Source organism: Marivibrio halodurans (assembly GCF_017963645.1).
Classification (GTDB): Bacteria; Pseudomonadota; Alphaproteobacteria; order UBA8366; family Aestuariispiraceae; genus Marivibrio; species Marivibrio halodurans.
The window spans coordinates 1-22,495 of sequence record NZ_JAGMWN010000014.1; the positions used below are offsets into that span (position 1 = coordinate 1).

The 22,495-nt window shown below is 67.1% G+C and carries 21 protein-coding genes; 8 read left to right on the forward strand and 13 right to left on the reverse strand.

Annotated elements, in window-relative coordinates; genetic code table 11:
* Positions 1-37: 37 nt before the first annotated feature.
* Genes KAJ83_RS18490 through argH form a run of 4 tightly spaced genes read right to left on the reverse strand, consistent with a single transcriptional unit; the run spans position 38 to position 5,599 of the window.
* Positions 38-2,674 carry a TIGR02302 family protein gene (locus KAJ83_RS18490; RefSeq protein ID WP_210683608.1) on the reverse strand — a complete coding sequence of 879 codons (2,637 nt, stop codon included), beginning with the start codon at positions 2,672-2,674 and terminating at the stop codon, positions 38-40.
* Positions 2,671-4,008 carry a diaminopimelate decarboxylase gene (gene lysA, locus KAJ83_RS18495; RefSeq protein ID WP_210683609.1) on the reverse strand — a complete coding sequence of 446 codons (1,338 nt, stop codon included), beginning with the start codon at positions 4,006-4,008 and terminating at the stop codon, positions 2,671-2,673. Before lysA ends, KAJ83_RS18490 begins: the two co-directional genes overlap by 4 nt.
* Positions 4,009-4,013: 5 nt before the next feature.
* Positions 4,014-4,166 (reverse strand): hypothetical protein, encoded by a 153-nt coding sequence (locus KAJ83_RS18500; protein ID WP_210683711.1) that lies wholly within the window; start codon positions 4,164-4,166, stop codon positions 4,014-4,016.
* Positions 4,163-5,599: an argininosuccinate lyase gene (gene argH, locus KAJ83_RS18505; RefSeq protein ID WP_210683610.1), complete on the reverse strand. Its 1,437-nt coding sequence runs from the start codon at positions 5,597-5,599 to the stop codon at positions 4,163-4,165. Before argH ends, KAJ83_RS18500 begins: the two co-directional genes overlap by 4 nt.
* A 122-nt stretch (positions 5,600-5,721) precedes the next feature.
* On the opposite strand from argH, the gene KAJ83_RS18510 reads away from it, so the two are divergent.
* The 3 genes from KAJ83_RS18510 to KAJ83_RS19715 all read left to right on the forward strand — a co-directional run bounded on the left by KAJ83_RS18510 (position 5,722) and on the right by KAJ83_RS19715 (position 9,870).
* Positions 5,722-6,414, forward strand: coding sequence for a TlpA disulfide reductase family protein (locus tag KAJ83_RS18510; RefSeq protein ID WP_210683611.1), 693 nt, complete (start codon positions 5,722-5,724; stop codon positions 6,412-6,414).
* A gap of 293 nt (positions 6,415-6,707) precedes the next feature.
* On the forward strand, positions 6,708-7,829 hold the full coding sequence (locus tag KAJ83_RS18515; protein WP_210683612.1) for an amino acid ABC transporter substrate-binding protein: 1,122 nt from the start codon (positions 6,708-6,710) through the stop codon (positions 7,827-7,829).
* Between the two features lie 40 nt (positions 7,830-7,869).
* Entirely contained in the window at positions 7,870-9,870 is a 2,001-nt protein-coding gene (locus KAJ83_RS19715; protein ID WP_210683613.1) for an ATP-binding protein, read from the forward strand.
* Between the two features lie 40 nt (positions 9,871-9,910).
* Here the strand turns inward: KAJ83_RS19715 and KAJ83_RS18525 are convergent, their stop codons facing one another.
* The 9 genes from KAJ83_RS18525 to KAJ83_RS18565 form a co-directional block, all read right to left on the reverse strand.
* Positions 9,911-10,831 (reverse strand): DMT family transporter, encoded by a 921-nt coding sequence (locus tag KAJ83_RS18525; protein ID WP_210683614.1) that lies wholly within the window; start codon positions 10,829-10,831, stop codon positions 9,911-9,913.
* The gene (locus KAJ83_RS18530) at positions 10,828-11,700 is read right to left on the reverse strand and encodes a 3-hydroxybutyryl-CoA dehydrogenase (RefSeq protein WP_210683615.1); all 873 of its coding nucleotides are present in this window, start codon (positions 11,698-11,700) and stop codon (positions 10,828-10,830) included. Before KAJ83_RS18530 ends, KAJ83_RS18525 begins: the two co-directional genes overlap by 4 nt.
* Positions 11,701-11,865: 165 nt before the next feature.
* Positions 11,866-12,798, reverse strand: coding sequence for an electron transfer flavoprotein subunit alpha/FixB family protein (locus KAJ83_RS18535; RefSeq protein ID WP_210683616.1), 933 nt, complete (start codon positions 12,796-12,798; stop codon positions 11,866-11,868).
* A 43-nt stretch (positions 12,799-12,841) separates the two neighbouring features.
* Positions 12,842-13,591: an electron transfer flavoprotein subunit beta/FixA family protein gene (locus KAJ83_RS18540; protein WP_210683617.1), complete on the reverse strand. Its 750-nt coding sequence runs from the start codon at positions 13,589-13,591 to the stop codon at positions 12,842-12,844.
* 237 nt (positions 13,592-13,828) lie between these two features.
* Positions 13,829-14,110 carry a hypothetical protein gene (locus tag KAJ83_RS18545; RefSeq protein ID WP_210683618.1) on the reverse strand — a complete coding sequence of 94 codons (282 nt, stop codon included), beginning with the start codon at positions 14,108-14,110 and terminating at the stop codon, positions 13,829-13,831.
* Positions 14,111-14,164: 54 nt separating this feature from the next.
* A complete protein-coding gene (locus KAJ83_RS18550; protein ID WP_210683619.1) occupies positions 14,165-14,734 on the reverse strand; it encodes a cob(I)yrinic acid a,c-diamide adenosyltransferase in 570 nt (189 codons plus the stop codon).
* Positions 14,735-14,774: 40 nt separating this feature from the next.
* Positions 14,775-14,978, reverse strand: a complete 204-nt coding sequence (locus KAJ83_RS18555) for a twin transmembrane helix small protein (RefSeq protein ID WP_210683620.1) — start codon at positions 14,976-14,978, stop codon at positions 14,775-14,777.
* 116 nt (positions 14,979-15,094) lie between these two features.
* The gene (locus KAJ83_RS18560) at positions 15,095-15,727 is read right to left on the reverse strand and encodes a LysE family translocator (RefSeq protein WP_210683621.1); all 633 of its coding nucleotides are present in this window, start codon (positions 15,725-15,727) and stop codon (positions 15,095-15,097) included.
* A 210-nt stretch (positions 15,728-15,937) separates the two neighbouring features.
* Positions 15,938-16,348: a c-type cytochrome gene (locus KAJ83_RS18565; protein WP_210683622.1), complete on the reverse strand. Its 411-nt coding sequence runs from the start codon at positions 16,346-16,348 to the stop codon at positions 15,938-15,940.
* A 680-nt stretch (positions 16,349-17,028) separates the two neighbouring features.
* On the opposite strand from KAJ83_RS18565, the gene KAJ83_RS18570 reads away from it, so the two are divergent.
* From KAJ83_RS18570 to KAJ83_RS18590, 5 genes are all read left to right on the forward strand, one after another.
* Positions 17,029-18,642 (forward strand): BCCT family transporter, encoded by a 1,614-nt coding sequence (locus KAJ83_RS18570; protein ID WP_210683623.1) that lies wholly within the window; start codon positions 17,029-17,031, stop codon positions 18,640-18,642.
* 196 nt (positions 18,643-18,838) lie between these two features.
* Complete coding sequence (locus KAJ83_RS18575) at positions 18,839-19,426, forward strand: helix-turn-helix domain-containing protein (RefSeq protein ID WP_246484886.1); 588 nt, start codon at positions 18,839-18,841, stop codon at positions 19,424-19,426.
* A 79-nt stretch (positions 19,427-19,505) separates the two neighbouring features.
* Positions 19,506-20,435 (forward strand): class II glutamine amidotransferase, encoded by a 930-nt coding sequence (locus KAJ83_RS18580; protein ID WP_210683625.1) that lies wholly within the window; start codon positions 19,506-19,508, stop codon positions 20,433-20,435.
* A complete protein-coding gene (locus KAJ83_RS18585) occupies positions 20,432-21,121 on the forward strand; it encodes a GltB/FmdC/FwdC-like GXGXG domain-containing protein (RefSeq protein ID WP_210683626.1) in 690 nt (229 codons plus the stop codon). The genes KAJ83_RS18580 and KAJ83_RS18585 overlap by 4 nt, the downstream gene beginning before the upstream one ends.
* 14 nt (positions 21,122-21,135) lie before the next feature.
* A complete protein-coding gene (locus KAJ83_RS18590; RefSeq protein ID WP_379786733.1) occupies positions 21,136-22,458 on the forward strand; it encodes an FMN-binding glutamate synthase family protein in 1,323 nt (440 codons plus the stop codon).
* The last annotated feature ends 37 nt before the right edge of the window (positions 22,459-22,495 follow it).

Consider the following 22,495-nt stretch of genomic DNA (forward strand, 5'->3'; position numbering starts at 1 on the left):
AGCATGACGGCCCGGCATATCCCGCCGGCCCCGCCCCTCAGCGAAACTGATCAAGCAGCCGGTCGTAATAGTCGAGCTCGAAGCCGGGACGCGACCGGTCGCCGGAGCGGCGGCGCAATTCATCCCGGATCTCGCGCGAGCGCTGCATCTCCGAGCCCGAGGGTACGCGCACATTCCCGTCCGCCGCCCCCCGGAAACTGTCCGAGGGTTCGCGGCCGAAGGGGTCCGTGCTCTCCGCCCCGCCTTCGCCGGGCATCTGCTGGCCGACGCCGTTCTGTTGCGTGAAGCGCTCCATGAAGGCGTTGCGCGCGGCCTCGGCGGCCGATTGCAACTGATCCATCGCGCGGCCCTGCGGGCCGACGGCGCGGTCGGGCCGTCCCTGGCGCAATGCCTCGCCGGATTGACGCATCTCGCCTTCGGCATTGCCGAAGGGTTGCGGGATGTCGCCCATCATCTCGCCGAAGCGGCGCATCACGTCGCCCAATTGCCGACGCAGCGCCTCCTGCAACGCGGCGTCGGGCGACGGCACGTCGCCGTTCATGCCGTTGGAGCCGTCGCGCCGGGCGCGATCCGTCTCGCCCGGCTGGGTGCCCATCCCCTCGCCGCTGCGTCCCTGCCCGTTCCGGTTCGATTCGTTGAAGGTCCGGTCCATCAATTCCTGCTGGCCGCGCATGATGTCCTGCAGGTCCTTCATCATGTCCATCGCCTCGCGCGCATCGGGCGACATCTGCGGCATGACGCCCGCGCGCATGTTCTCCATCATCTGCTGAAGCTGGCTCAACATCTGCTGGGCGGCATCCTTCATGCCGTTGCGCATCATCTCGCGGATCTGATCCATCATCTGGTTCAGGTCCTGCGGCCGCACGGTATTGGCCTGATTCTCGGGGTCGAGGGTCGGCATCTCCTCGCCGTTGCGCTGCTGGTCGCGAAGCTGCTCGGCCATGGCTTGCATATAGTCGTTCATGGCCTGCTGCAGCTCGTCCATCAGGCGTTCAAGCTCATCCATCTCGGCGCCGCGCTCCAACGCCTCCTGCAAGGCGCGTTCCGCCGCCCGCAACCGCTCCAGCGCGAGCGAGGTGCCGCCATCCTCCAGATAAAGCGCGGTCTCCCAGAGTTGCCGCAACAGGCCCGCGATCGCGGCGGGCGATGGTTGCCGCCCTTGGCGGTCGAGTTCCAGGCGCCGAACCGCGCTGCCGAGCGAGAGGAAGACCGTCGGATCGCCGCCATAATGCTCCGTCTGCCACGCCAACGTATCGAGCCCGTCGCGCACCGCCTCGCGGTGCCCCACCGGGTCCCAGGCGAGTTGCCGCCGGAAATCGACGATCGCGCGCGCCACCGGGTGCTGGAAGACCCGCTGCGGCAGGGTGAGGGTCAGCGGCTCGCTCTCCCCCGTCTGGCCGATCGCGTCCTCGGCTTGCAGCACCATTCGCACCTCGCCCCCCGCCCAAGGATGGGCCGTCAGATCGCGATAACTCGACAGCGCGTCACCGTTGCGCGCCGCGCCCGGCGCCGGAAGGTCGAGGGTGATCGCCTCCGCATCGTCCTGGGGACCGTCGACGCGGGTGAGGCGCGCGCGGGCCTTTTCCACCCCGTAGTCGTCACGCGCGGCATAACTGATCCGAAGCGAGAGTTGCGGGGTCGCGCGCGGGCTCTCCGGCATCTCGATCACCGGCGGCTGGTCCGGCACGGCGGCGACGCGCCATCGGGCGACGGTCCGCCCCGCGATCTCCAGACGATAGAGGCCACCCGTCGTGATCGCCGTTTCCAGGCGCCGGGCATCGGGGCCGAAACGCTCGAACGACACGGACGTCCCATCCGGAGCGGTCAGAACCGGCTCCTCCGGCGGGGTGGCCACCTGGATCGACAGGCGCGAGCCCACGGGCGCCGCGATGGTCTCCGGCTCCGCCGCCGGGCCGTTCGCGGCGGCCTCGGCCTGTCGCGCGCCATTCGCCGCGTCCCCATCGCGCCGTTCCCGCACCCCGTCGCGGTCTAGGAAGATCGGCGCCAGGCCCGTGTAGTCCGGCGGCGCGATCCAGGCATCGACCGCGACGCGCGCGACCGCGGCCGGATCGGAGAAAGCGGGCGAGAGAGCCTGAAGGAAGCGCGCGCCCCCTTGCGAGCCGGAGGCGAGAAACGCCCCGCCCAGCGCCACGAAGGCGACAAGGCGCAGCGCGCGCGGATCGCGATCGGCGACGCGCGGGCTGGGCGCGCCGACGCGCAGGGCCGCGATGCGCGCGGCGGCGCGGCGGCGATGCCGGCGCCACAGGGCCAGAGCCTGGGGGCTGGGATCGCTCGGCCGGTCGGCCAGCGTCTCCAGCGGGCGGTCGTCGAGATGATTGACCCGCTCCAGCCGCCGGCGGGCATCGGCGGCGGTGGGCGGGGCGATCCGCCGGAGCGCCCGCACCAGCAACAGAAGGAAGGCGAGCGCGAATCCCGCCAGGACCGCGCCATGCGCCCACCCGCCGAGCAGCGGGAGCGCGCCCGATACGGCGACCGCGAGGAACAGGGCCGTCACCGCGACCGGTGCCCAGGCTTCCCGCCATGCCCGTTCCAACAGCAGCGCCGCCCATGACAGGCCCAGCCGCCAAGCCATCGCGCCGGAACCGGGCGGTCGGGCGTCCGGCGCCTCGCGCGTCGGTCCGCTTCCGTCCCCCCGGTTCCTCGCGTCGATCATCCGTCGGCTCCGGCCGCCCGTCTGGGCGTCTCCTGATTGTCGGTCACGGACGGTTCCGGCGCATCCGCCCGCAACCAATCCGCCAAGCGATCCTGACCGATCATTTCGTCATAAGTTTGGCGCCCACGCACCACCGCGTAGCGATCGCCATTCACCAACACCTCCGGCACCAGAAGCCGGCTGTTGTAGGTCGAGGCCATGACCGCGCCATAGGCGCCCGCGCTGCCGAACACCACCAAGTCGTCGGCGGCGAGCGGCGCGATCCGCCGGCCGGTGGCGAAGGTATCGCCGCTCTCGCAGACGGGGCCGACCACGTCATAGGCCAGCGGCTCCGCGTCCGCCTCCGGCTCCCGCACCCGCTGGATGCGATGATGCCCGTCATAGAGCGCCGGCCGGATCAGATCGTTCATCGCGGCGTCCAGCACCGCGAAGCGCTTTTCCCTACCCTGCTTGATATAGAGCGTGCGCGCCAGGAGAACACCGGCGTTGCCGACGATCATGCGCCCCGGCTCCAGCATAACCGGCAGGCCGAGATCGCCGACCGTCTCCGCCACCATCCGGGCATAGGCGTCGGGCGGCGGCGGGTCCTCCGCGTCGTAGGGAATGCCGAGACCGCCGCCGAGATCGAGGTGACGGATATCGAACCCGTCCGCCTGTAACGCCCTGGCGAGGTCCGCCACCCGCCCGAAGGCGGCGCGATAAGGGGCGAGATCGGTCAACTGGCTGCCGATATGCACCGCGATGGAGATCGGCGCCAGGCCCGGCAGGTCGCGCGCGCGGGCGAAGATCGCCGGCGCGTCGTCGATATCGATGCCGAACTTGTTCTCCTTCTTGCCGGTGGAGATCTTGGCGTGCGTCTTCGCGTCGACATCCGGATTGACGCGCAGCGCGATCGGCACCTCCGCACCCATGCCGCTCGCCACGCGGGAGAGCTGGTCGAGTTCGGCCACGGATTCGACATTGATCTGGGCGATCCCCGCCTCGATCGCGAAGGCCATCTCGGCCGCGCTCTTGCCGACGCCGGAGAAGACGATCTTCCCGCGCGGAACACCGGCGGCCAGCGCACGCCGCAATTCCCCTTCCGAGACCACATCGGCGCCCGCGCCGAGCTGGGCGAGCGTCGCGATGACCGCCTGATTGCTGTTCGCCTTGACCGCGTAGCAGACCGTCGCGTCCAAACCGGTGGCGGCGAAGGCATCGGCGAACACGCGGTAATGCCGGGTCAGCGTCGCCGTCGAATAGACATAGACGGGCGTCCCGACCTCGGCCGCGATGCGCGGCAGGGGTACGCCCTCCGCATGCAACACGCCGTTCCTGTATTCGAAATGGTTCACGGGCCTCAGCCTTCCGACGGATAGGTGCGCGGATAGGGGGCACCGTCCCCCGCCGGCGGCTTCGGCGAGCCTTCCTTGCCGCACCCCGCGAGCAGACCGCCCGCCAGCAACCCGATCGCCAGCAGGCCGGCGATGCGCCGAAGCCGTTCCGTCATCATGCCTCGTCTCCCTTCCTCGATGCGGTGCCCCGCGCTTCGCCCGGGGCCGCGCGCAGGAATCGATCGCGCGCGCGGTGGGCGGCGGCGCGAACCTGTTCCGGCGCGGTACCCCCGTGACTCGTCCGGCTGGCCGCCGAGGCATCCGGCGACAGGACGGAGTATATATCCTCCGTGATGCGCGGTTCCACCCGTTGCATCGTGGGGAGATCGAGCGCCGCGAGGTCGCAGCCGCGCTCCTCCGCCGCGCGCACGATGGCGCCGGTGACATGGTGCGCATCCCGGAAGGGCAGGCCCAGCACGCGCACGCACCAATCGGCCAGATCGGTGGCGGTGGGGAACCCCTTCTCCAGCGCGCGGCGCATATTCTCGGGCCGGGGGGTCATATCATCGACCATGCCGGTCATGGCGGCGACGGCGAGAGCGAGGGTATCGGCCGCCTCGAAGACCGGTTCCTTGTCTTCCTGCATGTCCTTGCCGTAGGTCATCGGCAGCCCCTTCATGACGGTCGCGAGGGTCATGAAGGCACCCAGGACGCGCCCCGGCTTGGCGCGCACCAGCTCGGCCGCGTCCGGGTTCTTCTTCTGCGGCATGATCGAACTGCCGGTGGTGAAGGCGTCGGTCAGCGCGACGAAGCCGAAGGGCTCCGACATCCAGATCACGATCTCCTCCGCCAAGCGCGAGAGATGCACCGCGTGGATCGAGGCCGCGGCCAGGAATTCCAGCGCGAAATCGCGCGCGGCGACGCTGTCCATCGAATTCTCGGTCGGGCGGTCGAAGCCCAGCGCCTCGGCCGTGCGATGACGGTCGATCGGAAAGGAGGTCCCGGCGAGCGCGGCCGCCCCCAGCGGACATTCATTGAGGCGCGCGCGGCAATCCCGCACCCGCCCCCGGTCGCGCCCGACCATCTCGACATAGGCCATCAGGTGATGGCCGAAGGTTACGGGCTGGGCCGTTTGAAGGTGCGTATAGCCCGGCATCAGCACGTCGGCATGCGCCTCCGCCTTGTCGATCAGCGCGCGCTGAAGGTCGGCCATCGCCGGCTCCAACTCGTCGATCGCGCCGCGCAGCCAAAGCCGGAAATCCGTCACCACCTGGTCGTTGCGGCTGCGCGCGGTGTGCAGGCGACCGGCCGGCTCCCCGATCAGCTCCTTGAGCCGCGCTTCCACATTCATGTGGATGTCCTCGAGTTCCGCCTTGAAGTCGAAATGCCCGTCCTCGATCTCCCGCGCGATACGCTCCAAGCCACCATGGATCGCGTCGCGGTCGCCGTCCGAAATGATGCCTTGCGCGGCCAGCATGTCGGAATGCGCCTTCGAGCCGCGGATATCCTGCGCGGCGAAGCGCCGGTCGACATCGATCGATGCGTTGATTTCCTGCATGATGGCCGAGGGGCCCGCGGCGAAACGCCCGCCCCACATCTCGTTCGCGCTCATGACCCTGCTCTTGCCTTCATCCCGTTGCGGCGCCAGATTGATTCGCGGTCCCGTAGGTCGATCCCGTATCGCCGATCCGGCGATAGCATGCGGAGAGCCCTGTTCGAAGGAACGATATCGCGATGCGCGCCCGTGCCGAGCCACTTTCCCCCGAAACACATGCCGGAAAGCCGGGGCGGAAGTCGCTTCGCCATGACCCGGCCCGCCGAACGGCGCTTCGCTTCATGGCCGGCGGGGCGGCGCTATCGCTCACCGCCTCGCTCGTTCTCTCGCATGCGGGGCGGGCCCGCGCGGCGGACTATCCGCCGACGAACGGGGCGATGCAAGGCTTCATCCTCTATGACAGGCGTCGCGAACCCGCGACGGAGCCCTTTCTGGACGGGACGGGCGACACCCGGCATTTCAAGGATTTCCGGGGGCGAGTCCTGTTGGTCAATTTCTGGGCCACCTGGTGCGCGCCCTGCATCGAGGAGATGCCGGATCTGGCCGCGCTTCAGGACGGCATGGGAGGAGAGGATTTCACCGTCCTGGCGATCAGCCAGGACCGGGGCGGCCGGGATGTGGCGGAGCCCTTCGTCCGCGACCGGCTGGGCCTGCCGCGCCTGCCGGTCTTCTACGATCCGAACAGCGCGCTGGGCCGCGCCATGGGCGTGAAGGGGCTGCCCACCACCTTCCTGATAGACCGCCGGGGCCGCGCCGTCGGCCATTTCCTGGGCGCGGCGAAGTGGAATGCCGCCGACGCGCGGGAGATGATCCGCCACGTCATCGACGAGAGCGAATCGGACGGACTCGACCAACCGCTCGATCAGGCCTAGGAATAGCCGGTCTTTCCTGGCTAATCTGCCGTCGACGGGGCCGGTCGGCGGAGACGCCCGGTCGCCCCGGATAATGAAGCCGGGCAAGGGACTTCCATGCCGCAGGAGTCCTTGGAAACGTATAGGGGTAGGGGCGATACGGCCCATGGGGAAGAACACAGCCCACGGGGAGGGTCCGAGGGCGATGTGGTCGAAACAATGGGGCGAAATCAACGCCCCAGGGGAACGCGGCATTTCATGCGCCGCGATAAAGGGGCTTGCGGCACGGCCGCGATCAAGGGGGACGACAGCGCATGCGATATCCGACGGCGACGAACCGCGACGGAACGGTCGATCGCGGGCAAGGACCCACGCGGGGAATCGCGCGGCGGGCCGGCCATTTCCTCGCGATCGCCGTCCTGTCACTCGCGCTTCCGCTGGCCGCCCTGCCCCCTGAAGCCGCCCAGGCACAGGACGGGTCGGAAACCTTGGACCGGATCCGGGACGAGGGGCTATTGCGATGCGGGGTCATCCGCAGCGGCATCGGCGTCTCCGAGATCGATCAGACCGGCCGATGGAGCGGGTTCTTTCCCGATTTCTGCCGGGCGATCGCGGCCGCCGTGATCGGCGACCCCGAAGCGGTGGAATGGATCGAGGTCAATTACGTCGTTCGGTTCGACGCACTCAACGCCGACGCCTTCGATATCCTGATGTCCAACACCACCTGGACCGCCACGCGCGACACGGAACTCGGCCTCGCCTTCACGCAACCGATCTATTACGATGGTCAGGGGTTCCTCGGGCATCGCGCGCTGGACGCCAGGCGGCTGGACGACATGCCGGACGGCACCAGCGTGTGCGTCAGCAAGAACACGACGACGATCCGCAATCTCGAGGAACTGGTGCGCACGCGCTATCCAAGCTTCTCGATCCGTGCCTATGAGTCGCTGGAAGGTGTTTACTCCTCCTTCTTCAGCCGGGAATGCGACCTGATGACCCAGGACCGCGTCGCGCTGGTCTCCCAGCGTCTCAACCGGGCGTCCGATCCGGAACAGTTCGTGCTGTTCGAGGATGTCGTGTCCAAGGAGCCGCTGGGCCCCACGATCCGACGAGGCGACGAGGACTGGCATGATATGGTGCAATGGGTCATCTTCGTCCTGATCCTCGCCGAGGAACACGGCATCACGGCCGCCACGATCGACGATTTCGCCGACAGCACGAACCCGGAGGTTCGGCGGCTGCTCGGGCTCGATTCCGGCGTGGGGGCGTTGTTCGGGCTCGACGACAACTGGGCGCGCCGGGCGATCGTGGCGACCGGGAACTATGGTGAGATTTATGAGCGCAATCTCGGCGAAGGATCGCCCTTGCGCATCCCGCGCGGCCTGAACGCGCTGTGGACGGATGGTGGTTTGATCTACGCGCCGCCACTGCGCTGACGGCCCGATACCGCCCGTGGGTCGAGAGGATTGTGGTTCGGTGCGCTGGTCGTTGATATCCGTTCGGTTCGTCGCCGCGATCGCCGTATTCGGCGTCGTGACTTGCGGCAGCCTCCTGATCGCCGTGCTGATCTTTCAGGATTTGCGCGGCGGCTTCGACCTGTTGCGCACGCGCACCGTGCCGCAACTGATTGATGCCGGCCGGATCGCGCAATATTCCCAGGCGATCGCTTCCATCGCCCCCCAGTTGGCGGCGGTGGAGACCGATTATGCCCGGCGCACGGTCAATCACGAGATCGACGATCAATTCCAACTGCTCGACCGCTATCTCGACGCGCTGGCGGTGGAGGATTATCTGGAGAGCGGCACCGGGGCGGCGGCGTTGGAACGGATCGTCGACGAGCGGCGCGCGCTGACCGCGAACCTGAAGCATCTGGACGAGACGGTTCGCGAACGGCTTCGCGTCGACCAGCGATTGAGCGAACAGTTAAGCGCGCTGCGTAAGCTGATGAACCGGTCCTACGACCTGCATGCGGGCCGCATGGCGCGCGCGCTGCAGGATGATGGCGCGGGGTTGCCTAATTTCGGCGGGCCGAGCGGTCTCGCCACGCAACACCGATGGCTGGAAACCTATGATCGGTTACTGACCGAGGGGCTGACCCTCTCTGGCATATCCAACCCGGCACTGGTGCGGCGAAACGCGCGGACGGCGGACACGCTGCTGAAGACATTGCGCGCGGATATGCATGTCGTCGAGGCGATCGGCGAGGATACCGCGGCCCCTCTCAAGGATCTTCTGGCCAAGGCGGAAAGATTGATCGAGTCGGACGCGGACAACCTGTTCGCCACCAAGACCCGCCTGGAAGCGATGCGCAGCGCGCAGAACGGCCTGCTCGCGCGCAACAAGATCCTTGCCAACCGGTTCGTCGGAGCATCCCGCGACCTCTCGTCCCTGCTGCAGGAAGCGACCGGCGCGATGAGCGCGCGCTACAGCCGAACCGCCCAGGACAGTGTCCTCGTGCTGTCGGCGATCGTCCTGCTGGGCGTGCTGGCGGTTGCGGGGCTCTGGGGCTATGCGCGGCGGCGCGTGTTGAGCCGGCTCGACCGGCTGAGCTTCGCGCTCCACGCGCAGCGCCATGGCGAGGCCGAGCCTATTCCCGAGGAAGGGCGCGACGAGATCGCCCAGATCGCCCAGGCCGCCCGGCATTTCGTCGACGGCGTCAACGAGCGCGAGCAACGCCTGCGCCACGCCAAGGAACAAGCCGAACGCTTCGCCGCCGAGGCGGAAGCCGCCAACCGCGCCAAATCGATCTTCCTGGCCAGCATGAGCCACGAGTTGCGCACGCCGCTAAACGCGATCATCGGATTTTCCGACCTGCTGGTCGGCGGCAAGGCGGAGGGCCGCGCCGACGAATATGCCCAGGACATCAACGATAGCGGCCGGCACCTTCTGCTGCTGATCAACGACCTGCTCGACTATACCAAGATCGAGGCCGGCCAGCGGGAGATCGCGCCCGTGCCGATCGACGCGGCGCGCACGATTCGCGATCTGGAACGCCTCGTCCATGTTCAAATGGGCGAGCGAAACCTGTCCATCCGCTATGACTTCCCCGAGGATGCGCGCATCCGCGCCGACCAGACGGCCTTCCGGCAGGTGATCCTCAACCTGCTCTCCAACGCCACGAAATTTTCCTACGAGGGCGAGGAAATTCGCATCGCCGCCGAGCCGATCGAAGGCTACCTGCATATTTCCGTCACCGACCGTGGCGTCGGCATCGCGGCGGAGGAAATCGAACGCGTGATGCAACCCTTCCACCAGGAAACCACCAGCTATACCAAGCGCATGGGCGGAACGGGCCTCGGCCTCGCGATCGTCGACAGCCTCGTGCGCCTGCATGGCGGAACGACCCGGATCGAAAGCGTGAAGGGAAAGGGGGCGACGGTGACGGTCGCCTTCCCCGTCCTTGGCGACGAACAGGACACGCCCACGAACCGCGCGGCCACCCCCGGCGAGACGCCGACGCCGACATCCGCCAAATAACGAATCCCGTCACACGGGCGACGCCCCCCCCCTTCGCCCTTCACTCCCCGGATGCCGCCAGACGCATCTCCGCCCGGATCGCGAGCCAGAGCCCGGCAAGAATGGCCGCGCCTCCGACGGCCGCGCCGGGTGGGACCGTCTCGCCCAGATAGAGCCAACCGAGCAGGCTGCCGAACACCGGCTCCCCCAACAGCAGGATCGCCACCAGGACCGGCGGCAGGGTCGAGAGCGTCCAGTTATAGCTGGTATGGCCGATCACCTGACTGACGAGACCGAGCGCCAGCAGCGCGATCACCGTGCGCGCGTCGAACCCGACGACAGGCGCCCCACTCGCCGCCACGCCGAGCGCGAGCAGGACGGCCGCCGCGCCATAGCAAAGCGTCACATAGGCGCTGGTCGGCAGAACCGCGCGCGCGCCACGCCCGGCCACCAGATAGGCGGCCATGCACACCCCACCCGCGCCGGCCAGCACCAGGCCGAGCGGGTCGCCGTCGACGCGGCTCACCCCACCGAAGGCCAGCACCGCCGTCCCCAGAAGACAGAGCGCGATGGCCGCGATCAGCGCGCGCCCCGGCACGCCGCGCCCGCTCACCACATCGAAGAGAGCCACCCATAGCGGCGTCAGGCTGACCAGGACGGTCGATTCCGCGATGGTGATCCGCTCCAGCGAGGCGATCCAGCTGGCGAAATGCAGCGCAAGGAAGCCCCCCGCCAGCACCGAGATCGCCATCGCCCGGCCGACCGACCCCCGTCCCGGTGACCGGTCCCGGGAAAGCCGCCGCGCGGCCATCAGCCCGAAGGGCGCGAAAACGGCGGTGGCCAGCCCGACCCGCGCGAAGGCGATGACGAGCGCCGGCGCCGCCTCCGCCAGGCGGATGAAGATCACGGCATGGCTGACGGCCGCCAGACCGATCAACGCGACGATCAGCGCGGCCCTGCGGGAGAGCGCGTCGCCCGTCACCGGGTCGGCCGGGGGACGTCCTGGGAATAATCGTAGAACCCGCGTCCGGTCTTAACGCCGAGCCAACCGGCCTCGACATATTTCACCAGCAAGGGACAGGGACGATACTTGCTGTCCGCCAGATCGCCGTGCAGCACGCCCAGGATCGCGAGACAGGTGTCGAGCCCGATGAAATCCGCCAGTTCGAGCGGCCCCAGCGGATGCTTGGTACCGAGCTTCATCGCCGTGTCGATCGCGGTGACGGACCCGACCCCTTCATAAAGGGTGTAGATCGCCTCGTTGATCATCGGCAACAGGATGCGGTTGACGATGAAACCGGGGAAGTCCTCGGAAACCGCGACGGTCTTGTCCAGCGCCTCGGCATAGGTCTGGAAGGCCTCGAAGGTCTCCTCCGCCGTGGCCAGCCCCCGGATCAACTCGACCAGATTCATCGCCGGCACCGGGTTCATGAAATGACAACCGCAGAATTGCGCCGGCCGGTCGGTCGCGGCGGCGAGCCGCGTGATCGAGATCGACGAGGTATTGGAGGCCAGCATCGCCTCCGCCTTCAGATGCGGGATCAGTTTCTTGAAGATGTCGCGCTTGACTTCCTCGTTCTCGCTCGCCGCCTCGATGACCATGTCGCAATCGGCGAGGATGGAGAAATCCGTCCCCGTCTCGATCCGCGCCAGCGTGTCCCCGACGTCGGCTTCCCCGATAAGGCCGCGCCGCTCCTGGCGGGCGAGGCCCTTGCGGATTTTCTCCAGCCCCGTCGCGAGCGCCTCCTCGTCCCTATCCATGAGACGCACGGCGACGCCCTTCGCCGCCGAAATCTGCGCGATGCCGTGCCCCATCTGACCGGCGCCCACCACGCCCACGGTCTTGAACATAACCCCGAACTCCATCCCCGCATGATGATTTTATTGCACTGCAACTATGAAACGGGCGATACGCCTTAGCAAGAACTCGTCGTATCGACTGGTCGAAATGAAAGAAACGAAAAGGGCGGCTCCATGAAGGAGCCGCCCTTTCGAGGACGTCCGTGAGGATCGCGGTCAGCCGAGCTTCTTCTCCAGCTCCGGCACCGCGTCGAACAGATCGGCGACGAGGCCGTAATCGGCGACCTGGAAGATCGGCGCCTCGTCGTCCTTGTTGATGGCGACGATGGTCTTCGAATCCTTCATGCCCGCCAGATGCTGGATCGCGCCGGAGATACCGACGGCGATATAAAGGTCGGGGGCGATCACCTTGCCGGTTTGGCCGACCTGATAGTCGTTGGGCACGAAGCCCGCGTCGACCGCCGCGCGGCTGGCGCCGACCGCCGCGCCGAGCTTATCGGCCAGCGTCTCCAGGATCGCGAAATTCTCGCCCGAGCCCATGCCGCGCCCGCCGGAAACGACGATCTTCGCCGTCGCCAGATCGGGGCGCTCGCTCTCGGTCATCTCCGCGCCGACGAAGCTCGAAAGTTCCTGGGCCTCGGCGCCGCCGACCTTCTCGATCTCGGCCGATCCGCCCTCGGCCGCGACCGCCTCGAAAGAGGTCATGCGCACGGTGATGACGTTGATCTTCTCCGCGCTCTCGACCACGGCCAGCGCGTTGCCGGCATAGATAGGGCGCTCGAAGCTGGTCGGGCCGACAACGGCGGAAATGTCGGAAATCTGCTGCACGTCGAGCAGAGCCGCCGCGCGCGGCATGATGTTCTTGCCGAAGGTATCCGCCGGTGCCAGCACGTGGCTGTAAGTCGCGGCCAGTTCGGCGATCTTCGGGGCGACGGCCTCCGCCATCTGATGCGTGAAGGCGGGGTCGTCGCAGACCAGGACCTTCGAGACGCCCTCGATCTTGGCGGCCGCGGCCGCGGCCGCGTCGCAGTCCGTGCCGATCAAGGCGACATGAATATCGCCGCCGATTTCCTTGGCGGCCGCGACGGTGTTGAGCGTCGCCGACCAGATCTCGTCGCCGGCGAATTCCGCGATGACCAGATTGCTCATGAAACGTCCTCCTGAAAGGGTATGTCGCGCGGGGTCGCGGCGCTTAGATGACCTTGGCTTCGGTCTTGAGCTTCTCGACCAGTTCGTCGACCGATTCGACCTTGATGCCGCCCTGGCGCGGCGGCGGTTCGGAGACCTTCACGGTCTTGAGACGCGGGGTCGGATCGACGCCGAAATCGGCCGGCTCATGCGCGTCGATCGGCTTCTTCTTCGCCTTCATGATGTTGGGCAGGGAGGCGTAGCGCGGCTCGTTCAGGCGCAGATCGACCGAGACGATCGCCGGCAGCTTGAGTTGGATGGTCTCCAGCCCGCCATCGACCTCGCGCGTTACCTTGGCCCCACCGTCGGCGATTTCCAACTTGGAAGCGAAGGTGCCCTGGGCCCAGCCGAGCAGCGCGGCCAGCATCTGGCCGGTCTGGTTACAGTCGTCGTCGATCGCCTGCTTGCCGGTCAGCACCAGTTCCGGGCCTTCCTTCTCCACCACGGCCTTGAGCAGCTTGGCGACGGCCAGTGGCTCGACCTCGCCGTCATGCTTGATGTGGATGCCGCGGTCGGCGCCCATGGCGAGCGCGGTGCGGATCGTCTCCTGGGCCTGCTGCGGGCCGATGGAGACGGCGACGACCTCCTCCGCCGCGCCGGCTTCCTTGAGGCGCACGGCCTGCTCGACGGCGATTTCGTCGAACGGGTTCATCGACATTTTCACATTCGCCGTCTCGACGCCGCTACCGTCCGCCTTGACGCGAATCTTGACGTTGTAGTCGACGACCCGCTTGACCGGAACCAGAACCTTCATCGCCGCATTACCTCCGCTCGATGACCGGACCCGACCGCGCCGCGACCCGTCCGGGCCGACGGCCGCGCGGGCCGTGAATCGTGGGACCATTTCGGGCGCGACCGCTCGCCTCGACCGTCGCGACTCGCCGCCCGTCGCTTGAAGTGCGCTTGTTTAGGACCCCGTCTCAAGCCGAGTCAAGCGGCCTATCCGCCGCCTCCCGCCATGACGATGTCACCGACGCAAGCGATACAGGGCCTATCCCGGCGGCTGGGAAAGAACGAACAGAAGCACGACCAAAATCATCGCGCCCACGACGAGACGCTTTTGAATCGCGATCAGCTTGAGGCCCGTTTCGGTATAGTGTTGCTCCGCCTTGCGGAACAGGCTGTCCTTCTGGCCGATGCGCGGCACGCCCGGCCTGCGATGACGCAGCGCCACCGCGTGCAGCACCATCCCCGTCACGCAGACCGCCGCCAGCAGGATCATGACGGCGAGTTGCCCCGTGGTCAGGGCGGCGGGGTCGATCGCAAGGGTCATCTGTCCTTCTCCGGCGCCGCTTCAATCGGATCGATGGGGCGGGGCGGGGCGGTCTCAGCGGTTCTGGCCGGGCACCCAGAGCACGTCGGACCGCCCGCCGTCATTGACATGCCGGCCCAGCACGAAGAACAGGTCCGAGAGCCGGTTCAGATACTTCACCGCCTCGGCATTGACGGTCTCGACCTCCGCCAGCGCGACGACCAGCCGTTCCGCCCGCCGGGTGACGGTGCGCGCCAGATGCAGATGCGCCGCCGCCGGCGTGCCGCCCGGCAGGATGAAGCTCTTGAGCGGCGCCAGATCGGCGTTCAGCCGGTCGATCTCGCCCTCCAGCGCCGCGACCTGGGATGCCTCGATCCGCAGCGCGCCCTCGCCGCGCTTGCCGTCCTCCGGCGTGCAGAGATCGGCGCCGAGGTCGAACAGATCGTTCTGAATGCGGGAGAGAAGCGCGTCGAGCGCCCGGTCGTCGCCAACATGCAGGCGGACCAGACCGATCGCCGCATTGGCCTCGTCCACCGTGCCGTAGGCCTCGATTCGCAAATCGTGCTTGGCCCGGCGCGAGCCGTCGCCGAGCGAGGTCTCGCCCTTGTCGCCACCCCGGGTATAGATTTTGGAGAGCGTGACCATCGCGCCGCCCCTTGTCTCCGGTTCGGGCCGAGCGGATGCGTTACCCGCCGTTTCGCAGCAGATAAACCGCGAACACGAACATGACGAGCGCGAAGAGTTGCATCACCACGCGCGCGCGCATCAACTTGTTGGCCCATTTCTGATTGAACTCGCCCCCGCGCGCCATCGAAATGACGCCCGCGAAGACGATGCCGAGGGTGATCACCATCGCGGCGACCATCAGGAATATCGCGAATCCAGTCATGATCCCCGCGATATAAACCGTGACGCGTCCTTGGGAAAGAGGAGAGGCTCGTCACGATTTGTCGCATGCGGACGATCCCCCGGGATTCCGGGCGGGGTGAATGGCCCTTCCGCCGTTCAACGCCGGGTGAAGGCCAGCGCGATCCCGGTGCCGATCAACAGCGTGCCGGTGATCCTGTGCCGGATGCGGGCCATGACCGGGTCGACCATGTGGCGGCGCACCCGTCCGGCCAGCACCGCGTAGCCGCCATCGAGAATCGCCGCGATCAAAAGAAAGGCGGGCACCATGGCCAGCATCTGCGGCGTCGCGGGCAGGCTATTGTCCAGGAACTGCGGGAAGAAGGCGATATAGAACAGGATCGCCTTCGGATTGGTGACGCCGATCAGGAAGCCCTGACCGATGACGGCGGCGGCGCGGCGGGGCTTCATCCCCTCCGGCAGATCGCCATCGCCGGGGGCAGCCCGCGCCCGCCATTCCCGCACGCCCAGCCAAATCAGATAGGCCGCGCCGAGATAGCGCACGACATAGGAAAGATCGGCCAGAACCGCCATGACCGTGGTGATGCCGACGGCCGCGCCGATGATCAGCACCGCGTTTCCGAGGCTGGCCCCCACCACGGCCAGGAGGCCGGTGCGCGTGCCACTCTTCAGGCTGGTTGCGACGACCAGCGTGACGACCGGCCCCGGCACCAGGATCAGCAGCGCGGACGCAAGGCAAAAGGCGAGGAAAAGCTCCGGATTGATCGGCATGGCGGTCGCTTTCGTGCGGGAGGAACATGCATCCGGCCCCAGGCAGCCGGAACGACTCCCGGTACCGAACCCCATATCCACTGAAGCGCAAATCCCACCCGCCGGCAACCGGCTTACCCGCGCCCGCCGCCGAGGCATTCACGAGACCCCGCGCGAAACGCCCCGGCCGACGACCCAGCCGGCCGGGCGCGCCCGCGCGGAACCGCGCGGTTATTCGCCGTGGGACCCGATATAGTCGACGACGGCTTCCGCCTGCGGCGGCTGTACCGGCATGCGCGGCATGCGCGTGCGGCCTTTCGGGTCGCCGCCATTGGCCTCGATATAGGATTCAAGGAACCCCTGGGGATCGGGCAGGTATTCGACGATATTTTCCTTGGTCCAGACCAGCCCCAACTCCCCGGCCTGATGATTCAGATCGGAATAGCGGAACCCCTCGACCGTGCCCGCGTGCCGTCCGACAACACCGTTCAGCGAGGGGCCGACCTTGTTCTGCCCCGCCTCCAGGGAATGGCATGCCTGGCATCGGCGGAACACGCCTTCCCCGTCCTGCGCAAGCGCCGCCGCCCCGTTACCAACCACCGCCGCGCCGAGAGCGACGGCCATCATGATCCTGCGACTCATTCCCGAATTCCCCTTTCCTGCAGTTTGGTCGTTCGGATGCCTGCCCACAGTTAGGTATCGGCGCCCCGACGTCCAGTATTCCGAAACGGGCAAATCAGCGCACCGATGGTGGCTCGCCCCCCCCCATGTGACGACGCAGCCGTTACAAATGGAGGCGCGTACAATAAAATTATCGTCCACCATTCACTTACACTTTCCTCATATGACTATTGCGTGGGCGCGGCACGGCATTCCGCGAAAAAAGCGCCGTTAAGGACATGGAAAGACGGAGGCGATTCATCGGTTTTCCGTGATAACGCCTAGCTTCACCAGCGGGCCCGCGCGGATGTTAATCCGGTGGGCACGTTTACAGTTAGCCGATTTTTTCGGTATATTACATGTGAACAGGATGCGACGGACCTCGCCGAAGGAAAGAAGGGCCGCGCGTCATGTAGCAGGGGTGGTGGCGTGATGGACCGGTTCCGACCGGCCCGTCGATGTGTCGGATTCGTTCGGCATGCGGGCGGCAGGCGGGCCGCGAGAATAACCCGCCGCGGACGTTCGCGTCCGAGCCCGCGCGATCGCTATTACCTTCCCTGATAACCACGGCCGCCCACGGGGCGTCCCGTTCGACCGTTCGCCGACCGCGAACACGAATGGAGCCCCCGGCGGCATCGATTAAGAGGGGAGATAGTCTTGGCATGAGTGATACCACGGACAAGGCGAATCTATACGAGACCGATTACGAGGTCGGTCAGGACAATCTCCAGAAATGGGGGATGGATGTTCATCACCCCGTGTTCTGGATCGCGGCGGGGCTGATCCTGGTTTTCGTGATCGGTACGCTGGTCGTCCCGCACGAGGCCAAGGAGGCCCTGGACAGCGCCAAATGGTGGTCGATCGCGAAATTCGATTGGCTGTTCATGCTGGCCGGCAACATCTTCGTGATCTTCACGCTGGTGCTGATCTTCCTGCCGGTCGGCAAGATCCGGCTGGGCGGCGACAAGGCGAAGCCCGAATTCAGCTATTTCTCCTGGTTCGCGATGCTGTTCGCGGCCGGCATGGGCATCGGCCTGATGTTCTGGAGCGTGGCGGAACCGACGGCCTATTACACCGGCTGGTACGAAACCCCGCTGGGCGTCGAGGCGAATACGCCGGAAGCCGCCCAGAAGGCGATGAGCGCCACCATGTTCCACTGGGGCCTGCACCCCTGGGCGATCTATGCGGTGGTGGCCCTGTCGCTGGCCTTCTTCAGCTTCAACAAGGGGCTGCCGCTCACCATCCGCTCCGCCTTCTATCCGCTGATCAAGGATAAGAGCTGGGGACCGTTCGGTCACCTGATCGACACGATCGCGGTCGTCGCGACGCTGTTCGGTCTCGCCACCTCGCTCGGCTTCGGCGCGCAGCAGGCGGCCGCCGGCATCGAGTTCCTGTCCGGCGTGCCCGCGGAGGAGGCCGGCAGTGCCTTCGGCATCCAGCTCGCGATCATCCTCGGCGTCACCGCCATCGCGTTGATCTCGGTGCTCCGGGGCCTCGACGGCGGGGTCAAGTTGCTCTCCAACATCAATATGGGGATCGCGGGCCTGCTGTTGCTGTTCGTGATGATCGTCGGGCCGACCGCCCTGATCTTCACGACCATCGGCACGACGGCCGTCGGCTATGTTCAGGACATCGTCTCCTATTCCAACTGGATGGGCCGCGACGACGAGGCCTGGATGCAGGGTTGGACGGTGTTCTACTGGGCCTGGTGGATTTCCTGGTCGCCGTTCGTCGGCATGTTCATCGCGCGCGTCTCCTATGGCCGCACGGTGCGGGAGTTCATCATCGCGGTGCTGCTGGTGCCGACGCTGGTGACCCTGGTGTGGATGAGCGTCTTCGGCGGCTCGGCGCTGGATCAGATCCAAAGCCAGGTCGGCGCGCTGGCCGACGGCCTCAGCAGCGTGGAACTGGCGATGTTCCAAATGCTGGAGAATCTGCCCTTCACGGCGATCACCAGCGGCATCGGCGTCATCCTGGTGCTGGTGTTCTTCATCACCTCGTCCGATTCCGGCTCGCTCGTGATCGACGCGATCACGGCCGGCGGCAAGGTCGACGCCCCGGCGGTCCAGCGTGTCTTCTGGGTCGTGATCGAGGGCGTCGTGGCGGCCGCGCTGCTGTTCGGCGGCGGGGCGGACGCCTTGACCGCCTTGCAGGCGGCGGCGATCACGGTCGGGCTGCCTTTCACATTGGTGCTGATCGTGATGTGCCTGTCGCTCTATCTGGGCTTGAGGCACGAAGCGAAATACGTCTCCGACCGGGTCCAGACAACGGCCTGATCCGGGACGATTCCTACCACCCCGCCGGGTTCCGCCCGGCGGGGTTTTTTTATGCGGCGGACGTGTCGAACCCGGTGCCTGTCCGCTCCTCCTGCCGTGATATCCTTCCCCATTCCGTCCCGCCGCTTGAAGATCGCGACGGCCGACGCATACTGGCGGGCGTGACGAATTCCCTCGCGAGATGGCACGGGCGGCGATGACGGGCACGAAGCTGGAAGCGGCGATCGGTGCGGAAATCCGCCGCCAACGCAAGAAACAGGACATGACGGTGGCGGCGCTGGCCGAGGCGGCGGGCTTGTCGCAGAGCATGTTGTCCAAGATCGAGACCGGCCAGACCAGCCCCTCTCTGACGACGCTGGCCAGCGTCGCGGAGGCGTTGGCGGTGCCCGTCTCCTCCTTCTTCAGCGCGGGCGAACGCAGCCGCGACGTCTCCTACGTCCCCGCCGGGGAGGGCATCCGCATCGACCGGCGCGGCACGCGGGTCGGGCATATCTACCAGCTTCTCGGCCATTCGGTGCGCGGGCCGCTGGAGGTCGATCCCTATCTCATCACGCTGGATGAGGGCTCCGAGCCCTATGACGAATTCAAGCACGAGGGGATGGAGTTCATCCACGTGCTACAGGGGCGGATGGTCTATCGCCACGGCGACCGGAGCTTCACGCTCGACCCCGGCGACAGCCTGTTCTTCGACGCGATGTCGCCGCATGGGCCCGCGGAACTGCTGGAATTGCCGGCCATATATCTCTCCATCATCTCCAATGCGGAGCGATCGGACGAAAGCTGACGAATATTCCCTTGATTAATTTTTCAGTCGGGATATTCATACCCTCCGCGATCAAGAGCCAAGGAGGGCATGGAACGCGATGTGCGGAATCGTCGGCCTTTATCTGAAGGACCCGGAGTTGCGCGGGAAGCTTGGCGCGTTCTTCGGCCCCATGCTGGCGGAAATGACCGACCGCGGCCCGGACAGCGCCGGTTTCGCGGTCTATCGCGACGGCGCCTCCTCCGATGCCGGCGAGACCGGTGGGGGAGAGACGGGCGCGGCGAAGGCAAGCCTCTACGACCCGGACGAACGCTTCGACTGGGCCGCCCTGGCCCAGGCGATGGGCGACGATCTGGGTACCCGCATCGCCTGGGACCGGGTGGCGAGCCACGCCGTCCTGCGCGGGGCCGTCCGGGCCAAGGCGATGCGCGATTGGCTGACCGCCAACCGTCCCGAGGTCCGGGTGATGAGCACGGGCACGAGCCTGGAGATTTATAAGGAGATCGGCCTGCCGGCGGATGTCATGGCGCGTTTCGGCGTGCCGCAGATGACCGGCACGCACATGATCGGCCATACGCGCATGGCGACCGAGAGCGCGGTGACGACCGAGGGCGCGCATCCCTTCAACACGGGCGAGGACCTATGCCTCGTCCATAACGGAAGCCTTTCCAATCACGAGAGCCTGAAGCGCATGCTGCGCCGCGAGGGGTTGGTCTTCCAGACGGAGAATGATTCGGAGGTGGCGGCCGGCTATCTCGCCTGGCGCCTGTCGCAAGGGGCGAGCCTGACGGAGGCGCTGGAAGCGGGCCTCAAGGATTTCGACGGCTTCTACACCTTCACCGTCGGAACGCGGGAGGGCTTCGCGGTGATCCGCGACCCCATCGCCTGCAAGCCCGCCGTGATGGCGGAGACCGACCGATGGGTCGCGATGGCGAGCGAGTTCCGCGCCCTGGCCCGCCTGCCCGGCGTCGAGGACGCGCGGGTCTGGGAGCCGAAGCCGGCCACGATCTATAGCTGGGGGACGGCGTGAACACGATCGATCTGGAGACCACCGACCTGCGCCGGGCCAACCGCCTGCTGCAAGGCCGCGCGCGCGAGGGCGGCGCGGAACGGACCTTCACCGTCACCAACCCGCGCGGCGCGCACGCGCTGGCCGCGGGGCTGGACCGCGCGATCGACGTCACCATCCAGGGGCATGTCGGCTATTACTGCGCGGGCATGAACCAGAAGGCGTCCGTCACCATCGAGGGCAATGCCGGCGTCGGCGTGGCCGAGAACATGATGAGCGGCACGGTCCGCGTCACCGGCGACGCCAGCCAATCCGCCGGCGCGACCGCCCATGGCGGGCTGCTGGTGATCGAGGGCAACGCGGCCTCGCGCTGCGGCATCTCGATGAAGGGGGTCGATATCGTGGTCCGGGGATCGGTCGGCCATAACAGCGCCTTCATGGCCCAGGCCGGCCATCTGGTGATCTGCGGCGACGCGGACGACGGGCTGGGCGATTCGATCTACGAGACCGTCATCTTCCTGCGCGGCGCGGCGAAGGGCCTGGGCGCCGATTGCGAGGAGAAGGAGATAACGGCGGACGATCGGAAAATACTGGCCGCCCTGCTGCAACGCGCGGGGCTGACCGACCAGGACCCCGGCGCCTTCCGTCGCTATGGGTCGGCCCGCCGGCTCTATAATTTCAAGATCGACAATCTCGGCGCCTATTGAGGACCGGACAGGGCATGAGCATGGACACGAGCCACCTTCGCGAATCGCAGATCTTCGACCGGGCGACGATCCACGATATCCAGCGCGCGGCCTCCGAGGGGATTTACAAGATCCGGGGATTCGGCGCGAAGCGGAAACTTCCCCATTTCGACGACCTTGTCTTCCTGGGGGCCAGCGTCTCGCGCTATCCGTTGGAGGGATATCGGGAGGCCTGCGGCACCGATGTGACGCTGGGCGCGCGCCATGCGGAACGGCCGCTTACCATCGACATCCCCGTCACCATCGCGGGCATGAGCTTCGGCTCCCTCTCCGCCCAGGCGAAGGAGGCGCTGGGGCGCGGCGCCAGCGCGGTCGGCACCAGCACCACCACCGGCGACGGCGGCATGACGCAGGAGGAGCGCGGCCACTCCACCAAGCTGGTCTATCAATATCTGCCCAGCCGCTACGGCATGAATCCGGACGATCTGCGCAAGGCCGACGCGATCGAGGTCGTCGTCGGCCAGGGCGCGAAGCCCGGCGGCGGCGGCATGTTGCTGGGTCACAAGATTTCCGAGCGCGTGGCCGAAATGCGAACCCTGCCCAAGGATATCGACCAACGCAGCGCCTGCCGCCACCCGGACTGGACCGGGCCGGACGATCTGGAGATCAAGATTCGGGAGTTGCGGGAGATCACCGACTGGCAGGTTCCGATCTATGTGAAGGTCGGCGCGACACGCACCTATTACGACACCATGCTGGCCGTGAAGTCCGGCGCGGACGTGGTCGTCGTCGACGGCATGCAGGGCGGCACGGGCGCGACGCAGGAATGCTTCATCGAGCATGTCGGCATCCCGACCCTGCCGGCGGTTCGGCTGGCGGCGGAGGCGCTGCGGGAACTCGGCCTGCATCGCACGGGCGTGCAGTTGATCGTCTCCGGCGGCATCCGCTCGGGCGCGGATGTGGCGAAGGCCATCGCGCTGGGGGCCGACGCGGTTTCCATCGGCACGGCGGCGCTGATCGCGCTGGGGGACAACCGGCCGGACCTGGCGGCGGAGTACGAGAAGCTCGGCACCGCCCCCGGCTTCTACGAGGATTGGCAGGCGGGCCGCGACCCGGCCGGCATCACGACCCAGGACCCGGATCTGTCCAAGCGTCTCGACCCCGAGAAGGCGGGCCAACGCCTCGCTAACTATCTGCGGGTCCTGACCCTGGAGGCGCAGACGCTGGCCCGGGCCTGCGGCAAGAGCCATGTGCGCAACCTGGAGCCGGAGGATTTGCAGGCCCTGACAATCGAGGCGGCGGCCATGGCCAAGGTCCCGCTGGCCGGGACGGGGTGGATTCCGGGACAGGGATTCTAAGACGCATTCGGATCACACGGACGGGGACGAGAAGGGG